Here is an 18,178-nt window from a genome sequence, read left to right as displayed (position 1 = left end):
GTCCCACGGGCTCGACGGTGCGCCGAGTTGGGCGTACTCCCAGCCGGAGGGAAATGCCGCCAAGCCGATCTCGTGACCGGCGCCGGGCGGATCGTAAAGTGCCCGGATGAGCATCATCGGTGTCGGTATCGACGTGGCGGAGATCGACCGGTTCGCGGCGTCCCTGGAGCGGACGCCCGGCCTGGCCCAACGGCTCTTCCGGGACGACGAGTTGCTGCTGCCCGGCGGGGAGCGGCGGGGTGTCGCCTCGCTGGCGGCGCGGTTCGCCGCCAAGGAGGCCCTGGCGAAGGCGCTCGGGGCCCCCGCGGGCCTGTACTGGACTGACGCCGAGGTCTACGTCGAGGACAGCGGCCGGCCGCGGCTGCGGGTGACCGGGACGGTCGCGGCGCGGGCGGCGGAACTCGGGGTGCGGTCCTGGCACGTGTCGCTCAGTCATGACGCGGGGGTGGCGTCGGCGGTGGTGATCGCCGAGGGGTGACGAACGGGCGCGGGGCGGCGGGCGTTTGCTCAGGCCGCGCTGTCGTGTCGGGCGCGAGTGCCGGTGTTCAGGCGGCCTGGTCCCACTCCGCGTGGACCTCCTCGTCGGTCTGTGGCTCGTCGTCACCGCGGCTCAAGACGTACTGACAACGACAAGCGCACCAAGACCATCTACCCCGGCGGCACCACGCAGTCCTTCACCATCGACAAGAACGGCCGCCCCTCGGCCGTCAAGACCACCTCCGGCACGACGACCCGGTTCGACCTCACCTACAGCTACGCCAGCGCTGGCAAGGACACCACCAAGATCCGCACCCGCACCGACAACGCCGCCGGCCGCAAGACGACGTACACGTACGACAGCCAGGAGCGGCTGTCCTACGCGCTGGAGGCCGACTCCGCGGGCACCCGTACGGCGTCGTGGCTGTACTGCTGGGACAAGGCCGGCAACCTCACCGCCCAGGACGGCAGCGAGGCCACCTGCCCCACCACACCCACCTGGACCTACAACGACGCGAGCGAGCTGACCGCGCAGAACGGCTCCACCACCGGCTGGTCCTACGACAAGGCCGGCAACGAGACCGCGGGCGGGCGCACGGCAGCGACCGCGCGCACGAACGAGACGTGGACGGACTACAGCCAGCTGTCCGGCATCACGGTCGGCGGCACGAACCGCGACCTGGTGCACGCCGGAACGGACAACTCCGAGCGTACGAAGCTGGGTTCGACCTGGTTCCACCACACGGCGCTGGGGCTCGCGTCCACGACGACCAACGGCGTCGACACCGGATTCATCCGTGAACCGGCGGGCACGTTGAATTCCATGACGACTGGGGGGAAGTCCTACTACTACCTCACCGACGCCACCAGGAACGTGCTCGGCCTGGTCGACGACGCGGGCAAGCGCACGCACACGTACGCCTACGGCCCCACCGGCCTGCCGCGCACGACACCGACCGAGGCGGTGCCCCAGCCGTTCCGCTACACCGGCGCCTACCTGGACCCCACGGGCCTGTACAAGATGGGCGCCCGCTACTACGACCCCCAACTCGGCCGCTTCACCCAGCCCGACCCCTCCGGGCAGGAGAAGAACCCGTACCTGTACGCGGGCGGCGACTTCATCAACAACAGCGACCCCGCCGGGCTGCTCTCGCTGGACACGCTGGGCAACATCGCATCGTCTATGAAGGGCTCACCGGAGGTTCCGACGCTGCGGCAGCCAAGCCGTACCCGGAAACACTGGCTGTGAAAGGAGTCAAGTCCACATGAGAGTCCAGGAACGAGCAGGCGCGAATCGCCGGACGGTGGCGATTCTACTTACCGCCAGCCTCCTTGAGGTGATGTGCGGAACGCTCATGGGCTTCCTGTCCTTTTCGTCATGGGGGCTGGTGGATAACTCCTTCACGTTGGGAAAGGTGCTGTCTGTGATTTTCTTTGCAGGCGCTCTGGTCTGCCTTGTGGCTGCTCAAGCGAGGCGCAAGTGATCAGCGTGACGGCAATGCTGGCGGCTGGTGGAAAGTACTCTCCGGTCGAGAATGGCCAGGATGCGCTGATATTCATCGCTGTTTTCGCTGTGATCGTCGGTGTGCTGTACGTCGTTTTTCGTCGACGGAGGTAGCGGACCCGAGAGGTGCGCATCTTTTCATGCGCGTGCAGCGCAGGGACGGTAACCTGACTGCCGAAAGACCCGTTCCTGACACAGTCGGAGCCGGCGCCCGCACAGCTGAACTTCTTGCGTGGAGTTGAGATGAAAGCTACCGGGCTTTTGCGCCGTACTCCTGGCTTACTGGAGTCACAAGCGAGACAGGTGTCTTGAGGGTTCCCCATTCGTTAAGGGAGGACTCCATGGAGGCGGAAACAGGTGGCAGCATCTTGGCCTACAAAGGCTTGGGGGGAGTTCCTACGGGGGTGGTAGTCGCGATCATCGTGCTCGTCGTGCTGTGGATGATCGTGAGCGTGGCCCGCCGCAACCGCTCGTAGTCCTGCAATGTCAGGCCACCCCATGCCTTTCAGCCCGAGAGTGAGCGACGACAAGGCGAGGTTCTCGATGGTCGAGTTGATGGCTCGCGGTGCGTCCGGTCCGCCGTTGCCCGGCTGGTTGTGGATCGTCCTCGTGGTGGCCTTCGTGGGGCTCGCCGCCTACGGCATCTCCCGGAAGAGACGGGGCTGAGACTCGAGAACGGGCAGGACGCACTCGTATTCGTCGCCGCAGTGATGGGGTGACCACGGTGAGACGCCAATGGACGCACCGTTTTCGACCCTTCGCGTTTCACGGCAGCTCTGCGGCAGACTCGATCACATGCGTACTGCGTACAGCGTGGAGACGGTGAGGGCGGCCGAGCGGGAGTTGATGGCCCGGCTTCCGGACGGGGCGTTGATGCAGCGGGCGGCAGCCGGGCTGGCCGCCGCCTGCGCGGACTTGCTGGGGCGGGTGTACGGCCGTCGGGTCGTGCTGCTCGTCGGCAGCGGGGACAACGGCGGCGACGCCCTCTACGCGGGCGCGCGGCTCGCGAGGCGCGGGGCCGGTGTCACCGCCGTGCTGCTCGCACCCGAACGGGCCCATGGCGGGGGGCTCGCGGCGCTGCGGCGCGCGGGAGGCCGGACCGTGGCTCCGGGCGGCGCCGAGGAACTCGTCGAGCGGGCCGACCTTCTCCTCGACGGCATCGTCGGGATCGGCGGCAAGGGCGGGCTGCGGCCCGACGCGGCCCGGCTGGCCGAGGTCGCCGACCGGTCCCGTGCCGCCGTCGTCGCCGTGGATCTGCCTAGCGGCGTCGACGCCGACACCGGTGAGGTGCGCGGCGCGGCCGTGCGGGCCGACCTCACCGTCACGTTCGGGACGCACAAGCCGGGCCTGCTGATCGATCCCGCGCGGGAGTACGCCGGGTCGGTGCGGCTCGTCGACATCGGGCTCGCCCTTCCCGAGGAGGCCGAACTGGAGGCGCTCCAGCACGCCGACGTACGGCTGCTGCTGCCCGTGCCGACCGGAGAGAGCGACAAGTACCGGCGAGGGGTCGTCGGGATCGCCGCCGGGTCCGCGCGGTACCCGGGTGCCGCCGTGCTCGCCGTGTACGGGGCGCTGCGGGGCGGCGCCGGGGCCGTGCGGTACGTCGGGCCCGCCGGGGACGCCGTGATCGCCCGCTTCCCCGAGACGCTCGTCTCCGACCGGGGGCCGAAGCACGCCGGACGCGTGCAGGCGTGGGTGGTCGGGCCGGGGGCCGGGGACGACGCCTCGGCCGTCGGAGAGGTGCTGGCGTCCGACGTGCCGGTCCTCATCGACGCCGACGGACTGCGGCTCGCCGACCGGGACGCCGTACGCGCGCGTACCGCGCCGACCCTCATGACCCCGCACGCCGGAGAGGCCGCCGCGCTCCTCGGGGTGCCGCGGGAGGAGGTCGAGGGGGCCCGGCTGGCCTCGGCGCGGGAACTGGCCGGGCGCTACGGCGCGACCGTGCTGCTCAAGGGCTCGACCACGCTCGTCGCCGACGCCGGCGGCGGGGCCGTACGCGTCAACCCGACCGGGACGGCATGGCTGGCCACCGCCGGCAGCGGGGACGTCCTGTCCGGTCTCGCCGGGTCTTTGCTCGCGTCCGGGCTGAGCGCTCTGGACGCCGGCAGCGTGGGCGCGTATCTGCACGGGCTGGCCGGGCGGTTCGCGGCGGACGGGGCGCCGGTGGGGGCGCACGACGTGGCCGAGGCCGTACCGGCGGCCTGGCGGGACGTGAGGGACGCGTGACCGCGGATCACCGGGCGGACGGGTGACGGCGAGCCGGTATACCGACGCGTAACCGCGAAGTACTACCTGATGGGACCAATACCGGTCGGCCGAATATGCGGAGCTGAAAGGGCGATGTTTCGCTGGCCGCATGGATGAGCCAAATATACGAGGCACCACCCGGCGCGAGTTGCTGGGAGGTGCGGCAGTCGTTCTGGGGAGTCCCGTTCTCGGTTTCCGCGAGGACACCCCGGAACCGTTAGAGGAAGAGCCCGGCGGGAACTGCGGCAGCGACTACGACGCGGAATACGAGGAGCTGTTCGAGGCCGCCGAGGACCTCGAGGTCGACGACCGCTCCCTCACCGCCAAGTGGACCCGCCCCATCCGGAAGCGGGCCAGGGTGACGATGCGTTACCGGGTGCGGGGAAACTGGCTGGCCGGCTACCACACCGGAGTGGATCTTGCCGTGCCGAAGGGAACCCCGGTCTACGCGGTGGGCACCGGCGTCGTGGTCCTGGCCAGCTGGTCGGGGTCGTACGGAAAGGCCGTGACGATCAAGATGAGCGATTCCCGATATGTGCTCTACGCACATCTCTCGCGCATCTCGGTCGCGCGCGGCGCCAAGGTCAAGGCCGGCACCCGCATCGGCAGCAGCGGCGCCACCGGGCGCGCCACCGGCCCGCATCTGCACTTCGAGGTCCGCTCCCGCCGTCCGTACGGCTCGGACATCGACCCGGTGAAATACCTGGCCCGGCACGGTCTGAGCCTCTGACACACGTGCGCGTGTGCGTCCCGAGGGGGACGTGCTCATCGGCGGTGTCAGTCGCCTCTGAGACACTGGGGGCGCCATGAACGAGACAGCAACTGCCCCGACCGCACCACTGCGCGCCCGCGCCGAGATCGACCTGGCCGCGCTGCGGGCCAACGTGCGGGCCCTGCGCGCCCGCGCGTCGGGAGCCGCCGTCATGGCCGTGGTCAAGTCCGACGCGTACGGCCACGGCGCGGTGCCATGTGCCCGCGCCGCGGTCGAGGCGGGCGCGAGCTGGCTCGGCACCGCCACGCCGGAGGAGGCTCTCGCGCTGCGGAAGGCGGGACTGCCGGGGCGGATCATGTGCTGGCTGTGGACGCCCGGCGGGCCCTGGCGGGAGGCGATCGAGGCCGACCTCGACGTGTCCGTCGGCGGGATGTGGGCGCTGCGGGAGCTCGTCGCCGCGGCTCGCGAAGCCGGCCTCCCCGCCCGCGTGCAGCTCAAGGCCGACACCGGACTCGGGCGCGGCGGCTGCCAGCCGGGCGGGGACTGGGCCGAGCTGGTCGCCGAGGCCCTGCGCGCACAGTCCGAAGGCCTCCTGCGCGTCACCGGCCTCTGGTCGCACTTCGCCTGCGCCGACGAGCCGGGACACCCCTCCATCGCCGCCCAGCTCACCCTCTTCCGGGAGATGCTGGCGTACGCCGAAGGGCAGGGCGTGCGCCCCGAGGTCCGGCACATCGCCAACTCGCCCGCCACGCTCACGCTTCCGGAGAGCCACTTCGACCTCGTTCGAACCGGGATCGCGGTCTACGGCATCTCGCCCAGCCCCGAGCTCGGCGGCCCCGCCGACTTCGGACTGCGTCCAGTGATGACGCTGTCGGCGTCGATCGCGCTGGTCAAGCACGTTCCGGGCGGCCATGGCGTCAGTTACGGCCATCGCTACGTCACCCCGGGCGCCACGACCCTCGGTCTGGTGCCCGTCGGATACGCGGACGGGATCCCGCGGCACGCCTCCGGCGCCGGGCCGGTACTGGTCGACGGCAAGTGGCGGACGGTCGCCGGGCGGATCGCCATGGACCAGTTCGTCGTGGACCTCGGCGGCGACGAGCCCGCCACCGGCACCCGGGCCGTGCTCTTCGGTCCCGGCGACCGGGGCGAGCCCACCGCCGAGGACTGGGCGCAGGCCGCGGGCACCATCGCGTACGAAATCGTGACCCGCATCGGAACGCGCGTTCCCCGCGTCTATGTGAATGAGGAACAAGCGGGGTAACCGCACAGTGCGCGCAAGAACAGCGAGTCCCGCCACACCGGTATCACCCGACCCAGCGAACAGGAGCGGTACGTGAGCGAGAGCAGTGCGGAGGCCGTCGTCGACGCCGCCGCTTCGGTGGCCCTCGCCTCCGCGACGGGGGCGGGTGCCGGCTGGCGCCGGGCGACCGGGGTCGCCGGCGCCGCGATAGGCGTGATCGCCGCGGGTGCCGCGGCCGGTGTGGCCCTCGAGCGGCTCACCGTCGGGCGCGGGATGCGGCAGAAGGCGCGGCTCGCCCTCGACTCGACCGGGCCGTACGGCTCGCTGCGCGGCACCCCCGGCAAGGCGCAGGCCGACGACGGCACCGAGCTGTACTACGAGGTCGACGACGTCGACCCGGAAGCCGTGCCCGCGCTGTCGCCGCGCCGGCGCCGGTTGTTCGGGCGCAAGGCCCCCGCCCCCGTCACCGTCGTCTTCAGCCACGGCTACTGCCTCAGCCAGGACTCCTGGCACTTCCAGCGCGCGGCGCTCCGGGGCGTCGTACGGACCGTGCACTGGGACCAGCGCAGCCACGGACGGTCCGGGCGGGGCATGCGGCAGGTGCAGGACGGGGTGCCGGTCGACATCGAGCAGCTCGGGCGCGACCTGAAAGCCGTCATCGACGCGACCGTCCCCGAGGGACCGATCGTGCTCGTCGGACACTCCATGGGCGGGATGACCGTCATGGCGCTGGCCGACCAGTACCCCGAGCTGATCCGCGACCGGGTCGTGGCGGTGGCCCTGGTCGGCACGTCGTCCGGACGGCTCGGGGAGGTCAACTTCGGGTTGCCCGTCGCCGGCGTCAACGCCGTACGGCGGGTGCTGCCGGGCGTCCTCAAGGCGCTGGGGCAGCGGGCCGACCTGGTGGAGAAGGGGCGGCGGGCCACCGCCGACCTGTTCGCCGGGATCATCAAGCGCTATTCCTTCGCGTCCCGGGACGTCGACCCGGCCGTCGTCCGGTTCGCCGAGCGGATGATCGAGGGCACCCCGATCGACGTGGTCGCCGAGTACTACCCGGCGTTCGACAACCACGACAAGACCGCCGCCCTCGCCCACTTCGCGGACAAGCCGGTGCTCGTGCTGGCCGGGGTGGGGGACATGGTCACGCCCAGCGAGCACAGCGAGGCGATCGCCTCCCTGCTGCCCGAGGCGGAGCTGGTGCTGGTCCCGGACGCCGGGCACCTGGTCATGCTGGAGCACCCGGAAGTGGTCACCGACCGCCTCGCCGACCTGCTCACCCGCGCGGGGGCGGTGCCCTCAGGGGCTACCGTTGGCGGTTATGGAAGCACCGCGCAACCCGGTTGAGACCGAGCTGACCGTCACCTCCCCCGAGCAGATGCGCGAGCTGGGCCTGAAGCTCGCCAAGCTGCTGCGCGCCGGGGACCTGGTGATGCTCAGCGGAGAGCTCGGCGCGGGCAAGACGACGCTGACCCGGGGTCTGGGCGAGGGACTCGGGGTGCGGGGGGCCGTGACCTCGCCGACCTTCGTGATCGCCCGGGTGCATCCGTCCCTGGGGGCCGGGCCGCCGCTCGTCCACGTCGACGCGTACCGCCTGGGCGGCGGGCTCGACGAGATGGAGGACCTCGATCTCGACGTGTCGCTGCCGGAGTCGGTGATCGTCGTGGAGTGGGGCGAGGGCAAGGTCGAGGAACTGACCGACGACCGGCTCCAGGTGCGGATCCACCGCGCGGTCGGTGACACGACCGACGAGGTGCGGCACGTGACGCTGACGCCGGTCGGGGAGCGGTGGACCGCGGCCGACCTCGGCGTGCTCACGGCCTGAGAGCCCGCCGCACCCTTCCGGGGACGTTTTCTGTGAACGTTCCGACAAACCGTCGGCAAGATATTGCGCTTGCCGTCACGTGCGTGGTCACATGGTACCCAGCTCGTAGTTAGGTGTACCTAACTACGCCCGCCCCCGAACTTCAGGAGGCGTCCATGTCGGCCACCGAGAACCGGCCCCGTCCGCAGCCGTACGTGCTCGTCGGCGGTGTGTCCATGCGTGATCTGCTGGCGTCCTGTGCGGCGGCGGAGGCCGTCTCGACACCGCCGCGGATGCCCGATCCGGAGACCGTGCGGGCGGCCGCGGAGCGTCCGAAAGCGGCCTGAGCGGCCTCAGGGGATCACCGCGACCGTCGCGCCGATCGTCGCGAAGGTCCACATCACGTCGCCGTCCGCACGGGACTCCCGGATGCCGCCCGTGCGCACGGTGGTCGTGGTGGAGTCGACGGGAGCCGCCGCATCCCGCACGGCCGCGCTGAAGCCGATCGCCACGCCGTCGACGTCGGTGAAGCGGACCACGTGTTCGATGGGAGTGCCGTCGGTGCCGGTCACGGCGTTGGAGCGGGAGGTGACCGCGTAGACGCCGGGGGCGGGGGCGATGTTTCCCGGGGTGACCTCGAAGGTGCGGATCACCTTGTCGTCGAGGCCGACCAGCCAGACGCGGTGGCCCCTCAGGGAGTACACGACGCGGGCGCCCGTGCCGGAGCCCGGCGGCAGGAGGGCGGCGTTCTCCTTGCCCCCCGGGGTCTTCGGGGTGGTGATCGCCGGTGTGCCGTTCGTGCGGGCCTTGGTGAGGTGGGCGGGAGACGTCGCGTAGGCCTGGTAGCCGAGGAAGCCGACCGTTGCGAGGGCCGCTGTGGTGAGGGCGGTTACGAAGCCTGCGCTGCTGGGTGCCACCGGTTACCTCTTGAGTATTTAGTCCTAATTTGTGGTGACGGTAGCAGGTCGTCGGACGGGTGCGGCGCCGCTGCGGCCGGTCGCGCCCGCGCGCCGGAGCCGCATGTCGATACCGCCCCGCGCCCGTCCCTGTGCGGCCTGCGGCCGCCTGGGGCTCCCCGGAGCCGTAGGCTGTTTGCGTGCTCTTGCTCGCTCTGGATACCGCCACCCCCGCCGTGACCGTCGCCCTGCATGACGGGCGTGACGTCGTCGCCTCGTTCAGCCAGGTGGACGCGCGTCGGCACGGGGAGCTGTTGTTGCCGGCCGTCGACCGGGTGCTCGCGGACGCGGGGGTGAAGCTGGACGCGGTCACCGGGATCGTCGTGGGGACCGGGCCCGGGCCCTACACCGGGCTGCGCGTCGGGCTCATGACCGCCGACACCTTCGGGCTCGCCCTCGGGATCCCCGTGCACGGGATGTGCACCCTGGACGGACTCGCGTACGCAGCCGACCCCGGCGAGGGGCCTTTCGTCGTGGCGACCGACGCGCGGCGCAAGGAGGTCTACTGGGCGCGGTACGAGAACTCCCGTACGCGGACCGGTGAACCCGCCGTCGACCGGCCCGCCGACATCGCCGAGCAGGTCAAGGGGCTGCCCGCCGTCGGCGCCGGGGCGCTGCTCTACCCCGACACCTTCCCCGACGCCCGCGAGCCCGAGTACGTCTCCGCCGCCGCCCTCGCCTCCCTGGCCGCCGAGCGGATCGAGGCCGGGGAGGAACTGCTCGCGCCGCGGCCGCTGTATCTGCGGCGGCCCGACGCCCAGGTTCCCAAGAACTACAAGGTGGTCACCCCCAAGTGACCACACCTGTGACTCCTGTGCTGCGCGAGATGCGGTGGTGGGACATCGATTCCGTCCTGGAGCTGGAGAAGGACCTCTTCCCGGAGGACGCCTGGTCCCGGGGCATGTTCTGGTCCGAACTCGCCCACTCCCGGGGCCCCGAGGCCACCCGGCGGTACGTGGTGGCCGAGGAGGGGGAACGGCTCGTCGGATACGCCGGACTCGCCTCCGCCGGCACTGCATCCGATAGCGGCTCCGCCGTGGGGGCCGACGTCCAGACGATCGCCGTCGCCCGCGACCACTGGGGCACCGGACTCGGCTCGGTGCTGCTGACCGAGCTGCTGCGGGCCGCGACCGCCTTCGAGTGCGCCGAAGTGATGCTGGAGTGCCGGATCGACAACATCCGCGCCCAGAAGCTCTACGAGCGCTTCGGCTTCGAGGCCATCGGGTTCCGCCGCGGCTACTACCAGCCGGGCAATGTGGACGCCCTGGTCATGCGACTGACCACAGCACCCGACAGCGGCTCCGCCGCGGTGTCGACATCCGAACGAGGAACCGAGATCAATGGCTGACGAACCGCTTGTTCTGGGCATCGAGACCTCCTGTGACGAGACCGGCGTCGGCATCGTCCGGGGGACCACCCTGCTTGCCGACGCCATCGCGTCCAGCGTCGACGAGCACGCCCGGTTCGGCGGCGTGGTCCCGGAGGTGGCCAGCAGGGCGCACCTCGAGGCGATGGTGCCGACCATCGAGCGCGCCCTGAAGGACGCCGGGGTGAGCGCGCGTGACCTCGACGGGATCGCCGTCACCGCCGGTCCCGGACTCGCCGGCGCGCTGCTCGTCGGGGTCTCCGCGGCGAAGGCGTACGCCTACGCCCTCGGCAAGCCCCTCTACGGCGTCAACCACCTCGCCTCCCACATCTGCGTGGACCAGCTGGAGCACGGCGCGCTGCCCGAGCCGACGATGGCGCTGCTCGTCTCCGGCGGGCACTCCTCGCTGCTGCTGTCGAGCGACATCACCTCCGACGTACGGCCGATGGGCGCGACCATTGACGACGCGGCCGGAGAGGCCTTCGACAAGATCGCCCGGGTGCTGAACCTCGGCTTTCCCGGCGGCCCGGTCATCGACCGGTACGCGCGCGAGGGCGACCCGTCGGCGATCACGTTCCCGCGCGGTCTGACCGGGCCACGCGACCCGGCGTACGACTTCTCCTTCTCCGGCCTCAAGACGGCGGTCGCCCGCTGGATCGAGGCGAAGCGGGCCGCGGGGGAGGAGGTGCCGGTGCGTGACGTGGCGGCCTCCTTCCAGGAGGCGGTCGTGGACGTACTGACCCGCAAGGCCGTGCGGGCCTGCAAGGACGAGGGCGTCGACCACCTGATGATCGGCGGCGGTGTGGCCGCCAACTCGCGGCTGCGGGCCCTGGCCCAGGAGCGCTGCGAGGCCGCCGGGATCCGGCTGCGGGTACCGCGGCCCAAGCTGTGCACGGACAACGGCGCGATGGTCGCCGCGCTCGGCGCCGAGATGGTCGCCCGTAACCGCCCCGCCTCCAGCTGGGACCTCTCCGCCGACTCCTCCCTTCCGGTGACCGAACCCCACGTGCCGGGCCACGACCATGTGCACGAGGTCAGCAAGGAGAACCTCTACTCGTGACGGTCACGCTGATGTGGGAGGCCCGGGCGGCCGAGGGGCGGGGCGAGGAACTGCTTGCCTGGGCCCGCCGACAGGAGCTTCCCCTACGGCCGTTGCGGCGCGAGACCTTCCGGGCGCCGCAGGACCGCGTCCTGGTCGTCACGTGGTGGGACGTGGCCCACGACGCCCAGCTCCCCGAACTCCCCGAGCCCGACGGCGGGTTGGTCGCCCGGCCGGTGCATCGGTGGCGGTTCGAGTCGCTGGGCGCGGACTGAGCTCACTCCGTCCGCGACACCTCCGTGTCGCAGCGCAGCCGACGGTTCGGGCCCAACTCCCGCACCGGGCCCGTGAGATGCAGCAGTGCCGTGTGCCGGACCTCCGCGCTCGACGCGGCAAGTCGCAGCTCCAGGTCGCCCGGTTCGACGACGCGGCGGCCCCTGCGGTCGGTGAAAGCCGACAGTTCGGCGTGGAAGCGGAAGGTCACACGACGGGACTCGCCCGGCTCCAGCTCCAGCCGCTGATAGCCGATCAGGCGGACGTCCGGGCGGGTCACCGAGGCGACCGGGTCGTGCAGATACAGCTGGACGACCTCGGCGCCCGCCCGGCCACCCGCGTTGCGCACGGTCAGCGACACGTCGTGGGTGCCGTCCGTGCCGATCTCCTCCCGCGCCCCGCCGCCCGTGAAGTCCTCCCACACGAACTCCGTGTAGGAGCGCCCGTGTCCGAAGGCGTACAGCGGGGTCGGGTCCAGGTTGCTGACCTCGCCCGCGAGGCCGAGCGGCGGCTGGAGGTAGGTCCACGGCTGGCCGCCGGGCACCTGCGGGACGCTCACCGGGAGGCGGCCCGAGGGGTTGACCCGGCCCGACAGCACTCCGGCGACGGCCGGGCCACCCTCCTCACCGGGGAAGAACGCCTGGACGACCGCGCCGAGCCGGCCGTGCCAGCGGCCGAGCGCGTAGGGGCGGCCGGTCAGCAGGACCAGCACCACCGGGACGCCGGTCGCGACCAGTGAGTCCAGCAACTCTCCCTGGACGCCCGGCAGTCGCAGGTCCGTCACATCGCAGCCCTCGCCGGACGTGCCCCGGCCGAAGAGGCCCGCCCGGTCGCCGAGCACCGCCACGCAGACGTCCGCCTCCGCCGTCCGGGCCACCGCCTCCTCGAAGCCCGCGGTGTCCGGCTCGTCGACCCCGCAACCCTCGGTGAACGTCACCTTGGCGTCCGGGAGTTCGGCGCGCAGGGCCTCCAGGACCGTGGGGATCTCGATGCCCATCGGGATGTCGGGGTGGTGGGTGAGGACGTGGGAGGGGAAGGAGTAGCAGCCCAGCATGGCGAGGGCGTCGGCGGCGCGGGGGCCGACGACCGCGATCCGGGTGTCGGGGGCCAGCGGGAGCAGGCCGTCCGGGTTGTCCAGGAGCACCACCGACTCCTCGGCGAGGCGGCGGGCCAGGGCGCGGTTCGCCGTCGAGTCCAGGTCGATCCGCTCGGTGGGTTCCGGGCTCCAGTCCTCGTCCAGGAGGCCCAGCTCGCACTTCTGGAGCAGGACCCGGCGGGCCGCCCGGTCGATCAGGGACTCGGGGATCTCGCCCGCGCGGACGGCCTCGATCAGGGGGGTGCCGTAGCACTTGAGGGTGGGCAGTTCGACGTCGAGGCCCGCGGCGAGGGCCGCGTGGGCCGCGCCCGCTTCGGTGCCGGCGATCCGATGCTGGGTCTGGAGGAAGCCGACGCCGAAGTAGTCGGCGACCACCGTGCCGGTGAACCCCCAGTCCTCGCGCAGGAGTTCGGTCAGCAGTCCGGGGTCGGCGGAGGCCGGGACGCCGTCCGTGTCGGTGTACGCGGCCATCACCGAGCGGGCCCCGCCCTCGCGCAGGGCGAACTCGAAGGGCGGCAAGGTGATGTCGGCGAACTCCCGCACGCCCGCGCGTACGGGCGCGAGGTTGCGGGCGCCGGCCGAGGAGGCGTACCCGGCGAAGTGCTTGAGCGTGGCGACGATCCCCGCCGACTCCAGACCCCGCACATACGCGGCGCCGATCGTGCCCACCAGATACGGGTCCTCGCCGATCGTCTCCTCGACCCGTCCCCAGCGCGGGTCGCGGACGACGTCCAGAACGGGGGCCAGACCCTGGTGGACGCCGACCGCGCGCAGGTCGCGGCCGATGGCACCGGCCATCTCCTCGACCAGCTCGGCGTCCCAGCTCGCGCCCCAGGCGAGCGGGACCGGATAGGCGGTGGCCCGCCAGGTGGTGAAGCCGGCCAGGCACTCCTCGTGGGCCAGCGCCGGGATGCCGAAACGGCCCGCTTCGGCGATACGGCGCTGGGCGCGGGCCAGTGCCTGCGCGCCCAGCGCCGGGTCCACGGGGGCGGTGCCGAAGGGGCGGGTGAGCTGGCCCAGGCCCCGGGTGATCAGCTCGTCCCAGTCGTAGTCGGAGGTCATCTCGCGCTGGAGGGGGGCGACTCCGTCCCCGTCCGTGCTGGCGCCCACCCACACGCCGTAGAGCTGGGCGGTCTTCTCCTGAAGGGTCATCCGGGAGAGGAGGTCGTCGACGCGGGCGGAGGCGGTCAGGGCGGGGTCACGCCAAGGCGCGGTGGTCATGTAACTCCTGTCGGGCTCGACGACCTTCGCGAATGTTTCGATGTGTTATCCGAATGTTTTGGGAACCTAGGGCCGCCAGGAGGGTTCGTCAAGAGGGCGCGCAGGGATACGATCGCCGCCATGACACCCCCGGAGCCCGCTGAAACCCGGACGACTTCCCCGACATCCTCGACGGCCGGCCGCTCGCCGCAGACCGCCACGCTCGCCGAGATCGCCCGGGAGGCCGGCGTTTCGGCGCCGACAGTTTCGAAGGTCCTCAATGGCCGGGCCGACGTCGCTCCCGCGACCCGCGCCCGCGTCGAAGGCCTGCTGCGCGCGCACGGCTACCGGCGCCGGCGCGCCGAGGCGAGCCGTTCGCCCCTGATCGACCTGGTCTTCCACGAGCTGGAGAGCGCGTGGGCGATGGAGGTCATCCGGGGCGTGGAGAACGTGGCCAGGGACGCCGGGCTCAGCGTCGTGCTGAGCGAGAGCGCGGGGCGGCTCACCCCCGGGCGCACCTGGGCCGACCAGGTGGCCGCCCGCCGCCCCTACGGCGTGATCCTCGTGCTCTCCGGGCTCGACGAGTCCCAGCGCGCACTGCTGAGCAGCAGGTCGATCCCGTTCGTGGTGATGGACCCGGCGGGCGATCCCGGCGCCGACGTGCCCTCCATCGGCGCGACCAACTGGCAGGGCGGGCTCGCCGCGACCCGGCACCTCGTCGAGCTCGGGCACCGCAGGATCGGGGCGATCACCGGCCCCTCCCGCATGATGTGCAGCCGCGCCCGCATCGACGGCTACCGGGCCGCCCTGGAGACCGCGGGGCTGCCCGTCGACCCCGGGCTGATCATGGCCGGCGACTTCCACCACGAGACCGGCTACCGCCAGGGCCTGGCACTCCTGCGCCGCCCCGACCGGCCCACCGCGGTGTTCGCCGGCAACGACCTCCAGGCGCTCGGTCTGTACGAGGCGGCCCGCGAGCTGGGGCTGCGCATCCCGGAGGACCTCAGCGTGGTCGGGTTCGACGACCTTCCGGTGGCGCCCTGGGTGGGGCCGCCGCTGACGACCGTACGGCAGCCGCTGACCGAGATGGCCGAGGCCGCGGCCAAGCTGGTGCTGGACCTGGGACGGGACGGCGGGAGCCCGGCGGCGACCCGGGTGGAGCTGGCGACGAGCCTGGTGGTGCGCAGCAGTACCGCTGAGGCCGAGGGGTGAACTATTGACGGGTGGGGTGCGCGCGCCCACACTCCTCCGAAGCCAATCGGTTGCACGACCGAAACTTTCGGAGGCACCCGCAATGAGATCTCTGAGAACCGGCTTGTCCCTTGTGTCCCTCTTGAGCGGCCTCGCGCTGCTCGTCCCGGCCGCCACGGCGAGCGCCGTCGACGTACCCCTGCGCGACCTCGCCGCCGCCAAGGGCAAGGTCATGGGCACGGCCGTCACCGGCTCCAAGCTCACCGGCACCTACGGCGACCTCGCCGGGGCGCAGTTCAACTCGCTGACCCCCGGCAACGCCATGAAGTGGGGCTCGGTCGAGCCGACCAGGGGCAGCTACAACTGGGCCGAGGCCGACCAGATCGTGAACTTCGCCGAGGCCCACGGCCAGCAGGTGCGCGGCCACACCCTGGTCTGGCACAGCCAGAACCCGAGCTGGCTGACGAACGGCACCTGGACCGCGGCCCAGCTCGGCCAGCTGATGAACGACCACATCGCACTGGAGGTCGGCCGCTACAAGGGCCGGCTGGCCGCCTGGGACGTCGTCAACGAGCCCTTCAACGAGGACGGCACCTACCGCCAGACCCTCTGGTACAACGGCCTCGGCACCGGCTACATCGCCCAGGCCCTCACCGCCGCCCGCGCCGCCGACCCGGCCGCCAGGCTGTACATCAACGACTACAACGTCGAGGGTGTCAACGCGAAGTCCACGGCCCTCTACAACCTGGTCAAGTCGCTGAAGGAGCAGGGCGTCCCGATCGACGGGGTCGGGCTCCAGGCCCATCTGATCGTCGGCCAGGTCCCCTCCACCCTCCAGCAGAACATCCAGCGCTTCGCCGACCTCGGAGTCGACGTGGCGATCACCGAGCTGGACATCCGGATGACGCTGCCCTCGGACAGCACGAAGCTCGCGCAGCAGGCCGCCGACTACAAGGCCGTCATGAACGCGTGCGTGGCGGTCGCGCGCTGCGCCGGCGTCACCGTCTGGGGCTTCACCGACTCCGACTCCTGGATCCCGAGCACCTTCCCGGGGCAGGGCGCGGCGACGCCGTACGACGAGAACTACGCGCCGAAACCGGCGTACTACGCGATCGCCGAGGCGCTCGGCGGCACGACCACGCCTCCGCCGACCGGCGCGTGCACCGCGGCCTACAGCGTGACCAGTCAGTGGGACACCGGCTTCACGGGACAGGTGAAGATCTCCTGCTCGGGTGCCGCGCTGTCGTCGTGGAAGGCCGGCTGGACGTACGGCGCCGGGCAGCGGATCACCCAGGCCTGGAACGCGACCTGCACCCAGTCGGGGACCGCGGTCAGTTGCTCGAACGCCGCCTACAACGGGACCGTGCCGGACGGCGGTTCGGTGACCTTCGGATTCAACGCCTCGTGGAGCGGCAGCAATCCGGTACCGGCCGTGACGCTGGAATGAGAAGTCTGAGATTTTCCGAAGAAAGCCGCCCAGGAGGCCTTCCTCGTAATAATTCGGACGTACGTTCCTCCCTGTGACGGGAGACGACGAGGACAGACGAGCGGGTCGGCGGCCGAGAGTACTGAAGGCCGTCGGCCTCACGCTCGCGGGCACGCTGGTCCTGGGATGCGCCGCGGCGGGCTGGGCGTACTGGCACCTCAACAGCAACATCAAGAGCGTCGACATCAACAGCGCGCTCGGCGACGACCGCCCCGCGAAGGTGACACCGACCCCTTCGGCCTCGCAGGAGGCGCCGCTGCCCTCGGAGGCGGTGAACATCCTGGTCCTGGGCTCCGACTCGCGCAGCGGCAAGGAGAACCAGGCGCTCGGGGGCGGCAGCAGCACCGGCGCCCGGTCCGACACCGCGATGGTCGTGCACATCGACGCGGGCCGCACCACGGCGACGGTCGTCAGCATCCCGCGCGACACCCTCGTCACCCGCCCGTCGTGCCCCCTGGAGAGCGGCGGCTCCACGTCGCCGGCGTACGGCGCGATGTTCAACAGCGCCTACTCGGTGGGCGGTCCGGTGTGCGCGGTCAAGACGGTCGAGTCGATCACGAACGTCCGCATGGACCACTACATCGAGATCGACTTCTCGGGCTTCGCGAAGCTGGTCGACGCGCTCGGCGGGGTCACGGTGACCACGGACGAGGACATCGACGACGACGACAGCCATCTCACCCTGAAGGCGGGCACCCACCACCTGAACGGCAAGCAGGCCCTCGCGTTCGCCCGCACCCGGCACGGCATAGGCGACGGCAGCGACCTGGGCCGCATAGGCCTCCAGCAGAAGCTGGTGAAGTCCCTGCTGGAGCAGATCTCCTCGACGAACCTGCTGACCAGCCCCACCAAGCTGTACTCCGTCGCCGACGCGATCACCGGCAGTCTCACCACCGACACCGGCCTCGACTCCCTGACCGAGCTGATGAGCCTCGGCGAGAGCCTGAAGGGCCTGTCGAGCGACGAGGTGAAGACGGTGACCATGCCGGTCGTGACCGCGCCCTCGAACCCCAACCGGGTGGTGGCGAAGGAACCGGCGGCGAGTGAGCTGTGGGAGTCGCTGCGCTGACAGGCGTGGTGCGGCGGGTCGCTGTCGTATCAGGTCAGGGCCCCGGGAAAAAATCTCCGAAGAAATCCGCGGAGTCTGTCGATCCCGGCCTCTCCCGATCGACGCACTGGTGAGAGGCCGGGAAGGACCGGCCCCGTAGCGACCGAGGAGTCACCATGCCGCGTTACCTGTCGATGGTCCAGATCGACGAGAAGACCGCCCCCGCCGAGGGCCCCAGCGACGCGCTGATGCAGCGGATGGGCGAGCTGATCGAGGAGATGACGAAGGCCGGGGTGCTGCTGGACACCGCCGGGCTGACGCCGACCGCGCAGGGGGCGCGGGTGCGGTGGGAGAAGGGGGAGCTGTCGGTGACCGACGGGCCCTTCACCGAGGCGAAGGAGGTCGTCGGGGGGTACGCCATCGTCCAGGCCAAGGACATGGCCGAGGCGATCGAGTGGACCAAGCGCTTCCTGAAGGTGCACGAGGAGCACTGGACGGTCACCTGCGAGGTGCGGGAGATCGCGGAGGGCTGAGCC

Annotated in this window: 21 protein-coding genes; 19 read left to right on the top strand and 2 right to left on the bottom strand. The window is 71.4% G+C overall.

All coding sequences use genetic code 11. The features are described 5' to 3' along the window. Positions 1-106 precede the first annotated feature (106 nt). The 11 genes from RNB18_RS41180 (at position 107) to RNB18_RS41130 (ending at position 8,334) form a co-directional block, all read left to right on the top strand. Positions 107-478: a holo-ACP synthase gene (locus RNB18_RS41180; RefSeq protein ID WP_311719244.1), complete on the top strand. Its 372-nt coding sequence runs from the start codon at positions 107-109 to the stop codon at positions 476-478. Between the two features lie 111 nt (positions 479-589). Beyond that, positions 590-1,726, top strand: a complete 1,137-nt coding sequence (locus tag RNB18_RS41175) for an RHS repeat-associated core domain-containing protein (RefSeq protein ID WP_311719243.1) — start codon at positions 590-592, stop codon at positions 1,724-1,726. Positions 1,727-1,742: 16 nt separating this feature from the next. Then, the gene (locus tag RNB18_RS41170; RefSeq protein ID WP_311719242.1) at positions 1,743-1,961 is read left to right on the top strand and encodes a hypothetical protein; all 219 of its coding nucleotides are present in this window, start codon (positions 1,743-1,745) and stop codon (positions 1,959-1,961) included. A 361-nt stretch (positions 1,962-2,322) separates the two neighbouring features. Further along, positions 2,323-2,457, top strand: coding sequence for a hypothetical protein (locus RNB18_RS41165; RefSeq protein ID WP_311719241.1), 135 nt, complete (start codon positions 2,323-2,325; stop codon positions 2,455-2,457). A gap of 40 nt (positions 2,458-2,497) precedes the next feature. After that, the gene (locus RNB18_RS41160; protein ID WP_311719240.1) at positions 2,498-2,647 is read left to right on the top strand and encodes a hypothetical protein; all 150 of its coding nucleotides are present in this window, start codon (positions 2,498-2,500) and stop codon (positions 2,645-2,647) included. A 129-nt stretch (positions 2,648-2,776) separates the two neighbouring features. Next, positions 2,777-4,210, top strand: coding sequence for an NAD(P)H-hydrate dehydratase (locus tag RNB18_RS41155; RefSeq protein ID WP_311719239.1), 1,434 nt, complete (start codon positions 2,777-2,779; stop codon positions 4,208-4,210). 130 nt (positions 4,211-4,340) lie between these two features. Beyond that, the gene (locus RNB18_RS41150; protein WP_311719238.1) at positions 4,341-4,961 is read left to right on the top strand and encodes a M23 family metallopeptidase; all 621 of its coding nucleotides are present in this window, start codon (positions 4,341-4,343) and stop codon (positions 4,959-4,961) included. 76 nt (positions 4,962-5,037) lie between these two features. Beyond that, complete coding sequence (gene alr / locus RNB18_RS41145; protein ID WP_311719237.1) at positions 5,038-6,207, top strand: alanine racemase; 1,170 nt, start codon at positions 5,038-5,040, stop codon at positions 6,205-6,207. Between the two features lie 72 nt (positions 6,208-6,279). Next, on the top strand, positions 6,280-7,530 hold the full coding sequence (locus tag RNB18_RS41140) for an alpha/beta fold hydrolase (RefSeq protein WP_311719236.1): 1,251 nt from the start codon (positions 6,280-6,282) through the stop codon (positions 7,528-7,530). Next, a complete protein-coding gene (gene tsaE / locus RNB18_RS41135) occupies positions 7,505-8,008 on the top strand; it encodes a tRNA (adenosine(37)-N6)-threonylcarbamoyltransferase complex ATPase subunit type 1 TsaE (protein WP_311719235.1) in 504 nt (167 codons plus the stop codon). The genes RNB18_RS41140 and tsaE overlap by 26 nt, the downstream gene beginning before the upstream one ends. A gap of 155 nt (positions 8,009-8,163) precedes the next feature. Next, complete coding sequence (locus RNB18_RS41130) at positions 8,164-8,334, top strand: hypothetical protein (RefSeq protein WP_311719234.1); 171 nt, start codon at positions 8,164-8,166, stop codon at positions 8,332-8,334. A gap of 6 nt (positions 8,335-8,340) precedes the next feature. Here the strand turns inward: RNB18_RS41130 and RNB18_RS41125 are convergent, their stop codons facing one another. Continuing rightward, complete coding sequence (locus RNB18_RS41125) at positions 8,341-8,904, bottom strand: hypothetical protein (RefSeq protein ID WP_311719233.1); 564 nt, start codon at positions 8,902-8,904, stop codon at positions 8,341-8,343. A 179-nt stretch (positions 8,905-9,083) separates the two neighbouring features. Between RNB18_RS41125 and tsaB the strand changes: the two genes are divergently transcribed. The 4 genes from tsaB to RNB18_RS41105 are packed head-to-tail and all read left to right on the top strand — an operon-like array spanning position 9,084 to position 11,623. Then, entirely contained in the window at positions 9,084-9,740 is a 657-nt protein-coding gene (gene tsaB / locus RNB18_RS41120) for a tRNA (adenosine(37)-N6)-threonylcarbamoyltransferase complex dimerization subunit type 1 TsaB (RefSeq protein ID WP_311719232.1), read from the top strand. Beyond that, positions 9,737-10,291 (top strand): ribosomal protein S18-alanine N-acetyltransferase, encoded by a 555-nt coding sequence (rimI, locus tag RNB18_RS41115; protein ID WP_311719231.1) that lies wholly within the window; start codon positions 9,737-9,739, stop codon positions 10,289-10,291. Before tsaB ends, rimI begins: the two co-directional genes overlap by 4 nt. Further along, the gene (gene tsaD, locus RNB18_RS41110) at positions 10,284-11,369 is read left to right on the top strand and encodes a tRNA (adenosine(37)-N6)-threonylcarbamoyltransferase complex transferase subunit TsaD (protein ID WP_311719230.1); all 1,086 of its coding nucleotides are present in this window, start codon (positions 10,284-10,286) and stop codon (positions 11,367-11,369) included. The genes rimI and tsaD overlap by 8 nt, the downstream gene beginning before the upstream one ends. After that, positions 11,366-11,623, top strand: coding sequence for a hypothetical protein (locus RNB18_RS41105; protein WP_311719229.1), 258 nt, complete (start codon positions 11,366-11,368; stop codon positions 11,621-11,623). The genes tsaD and RNB18_RS41105 overlap by 4 nt, the downstream gene beginning before the upstream one ends. A 2-nt stretch (positions 11,624-11,625) precedes the next feature. On the opposite strand, the gene RNB18_RS41100 is transcribed toward RNB18_RS41105, so the two are convergent. After that, entirely contained in the window at positions 11,626-13,938 is a 2,313-nt protein-coding gene (locus RNB18_RS41100; RefSeq protein WP_311719227.1) for a beta-xylosidase/alpha-l-arabinosidase, read from the bottom strand. A 120-nt stretch (positions 13,939-14,058) separates the two neighbouring features. Here RNB18_RS41100 and RNB18_RS41095 point away from each other — a divergent pair, with 120 nt between their 5' ends. From RNB18_RS41095 to RNB18_RS41080, 4 genes are all read left to right on the top strand, one after another. Next, positions 14,059-15,129 (top strand): LacI family DNA-binding transcriptional regulator, encoded by a 1,071-nt coding sequence (locus tag RNB18_RS41095; protein ID WP_266521199.1) that lies wholly within the window; start codon positions 14,059-14,061, stop codon positions 15,127-15,129. Positions 15,130-15,211: 82 nt separating this feature from the next. After that, a complete protein-coding gene (locus RNB18_RS41090) occupies positions 15,212-16,555 on the top strand; it encodes an endo-1,4-beta-xylanase (RefSeq protein WP_311719226.1) in 1,344 nt (447 codons plus the stop codon). Positions 16,556-16,628: 73 nt separating this feature from the next. Next, positions 16,629-17,663, top strand: coding sequence for an LCP family protein (locus RNB18_RS41085; RefSeq protein WP_311719225.1), 1,035 nt, complete (start codon positions 16,629-16,631; stop codon positions 17,661-17,663). Positions 17,664-17,818: 155 nt separating this feature from the next. After that, the gene (locus RNB18_RS41080) at positions 17,819-18,175 is read left to right on the top strand and encodes a YciI family protein (protein WP_057607866.1); all 357 of its coding nucleotides are present in this window, start codon (positions 17,819-17,821) and stop codon (positions 18,173-18,175) included. Positions 18,176-18,178 lie beyond the last annotated feature (3 nt).

Source organism: Streptomyces doebereineriae (assembly GCF_031845645.1).
Taxonomy (GTDB): Bacteria; Actinomycetota; Actinomycetes; order Streptomycetales; family Streptomycetaceae; genus Streptomyces; species Streptomyces canus.
This window is presented reverse-complemented; position numbering and strand designations above follow the sequence as displayed.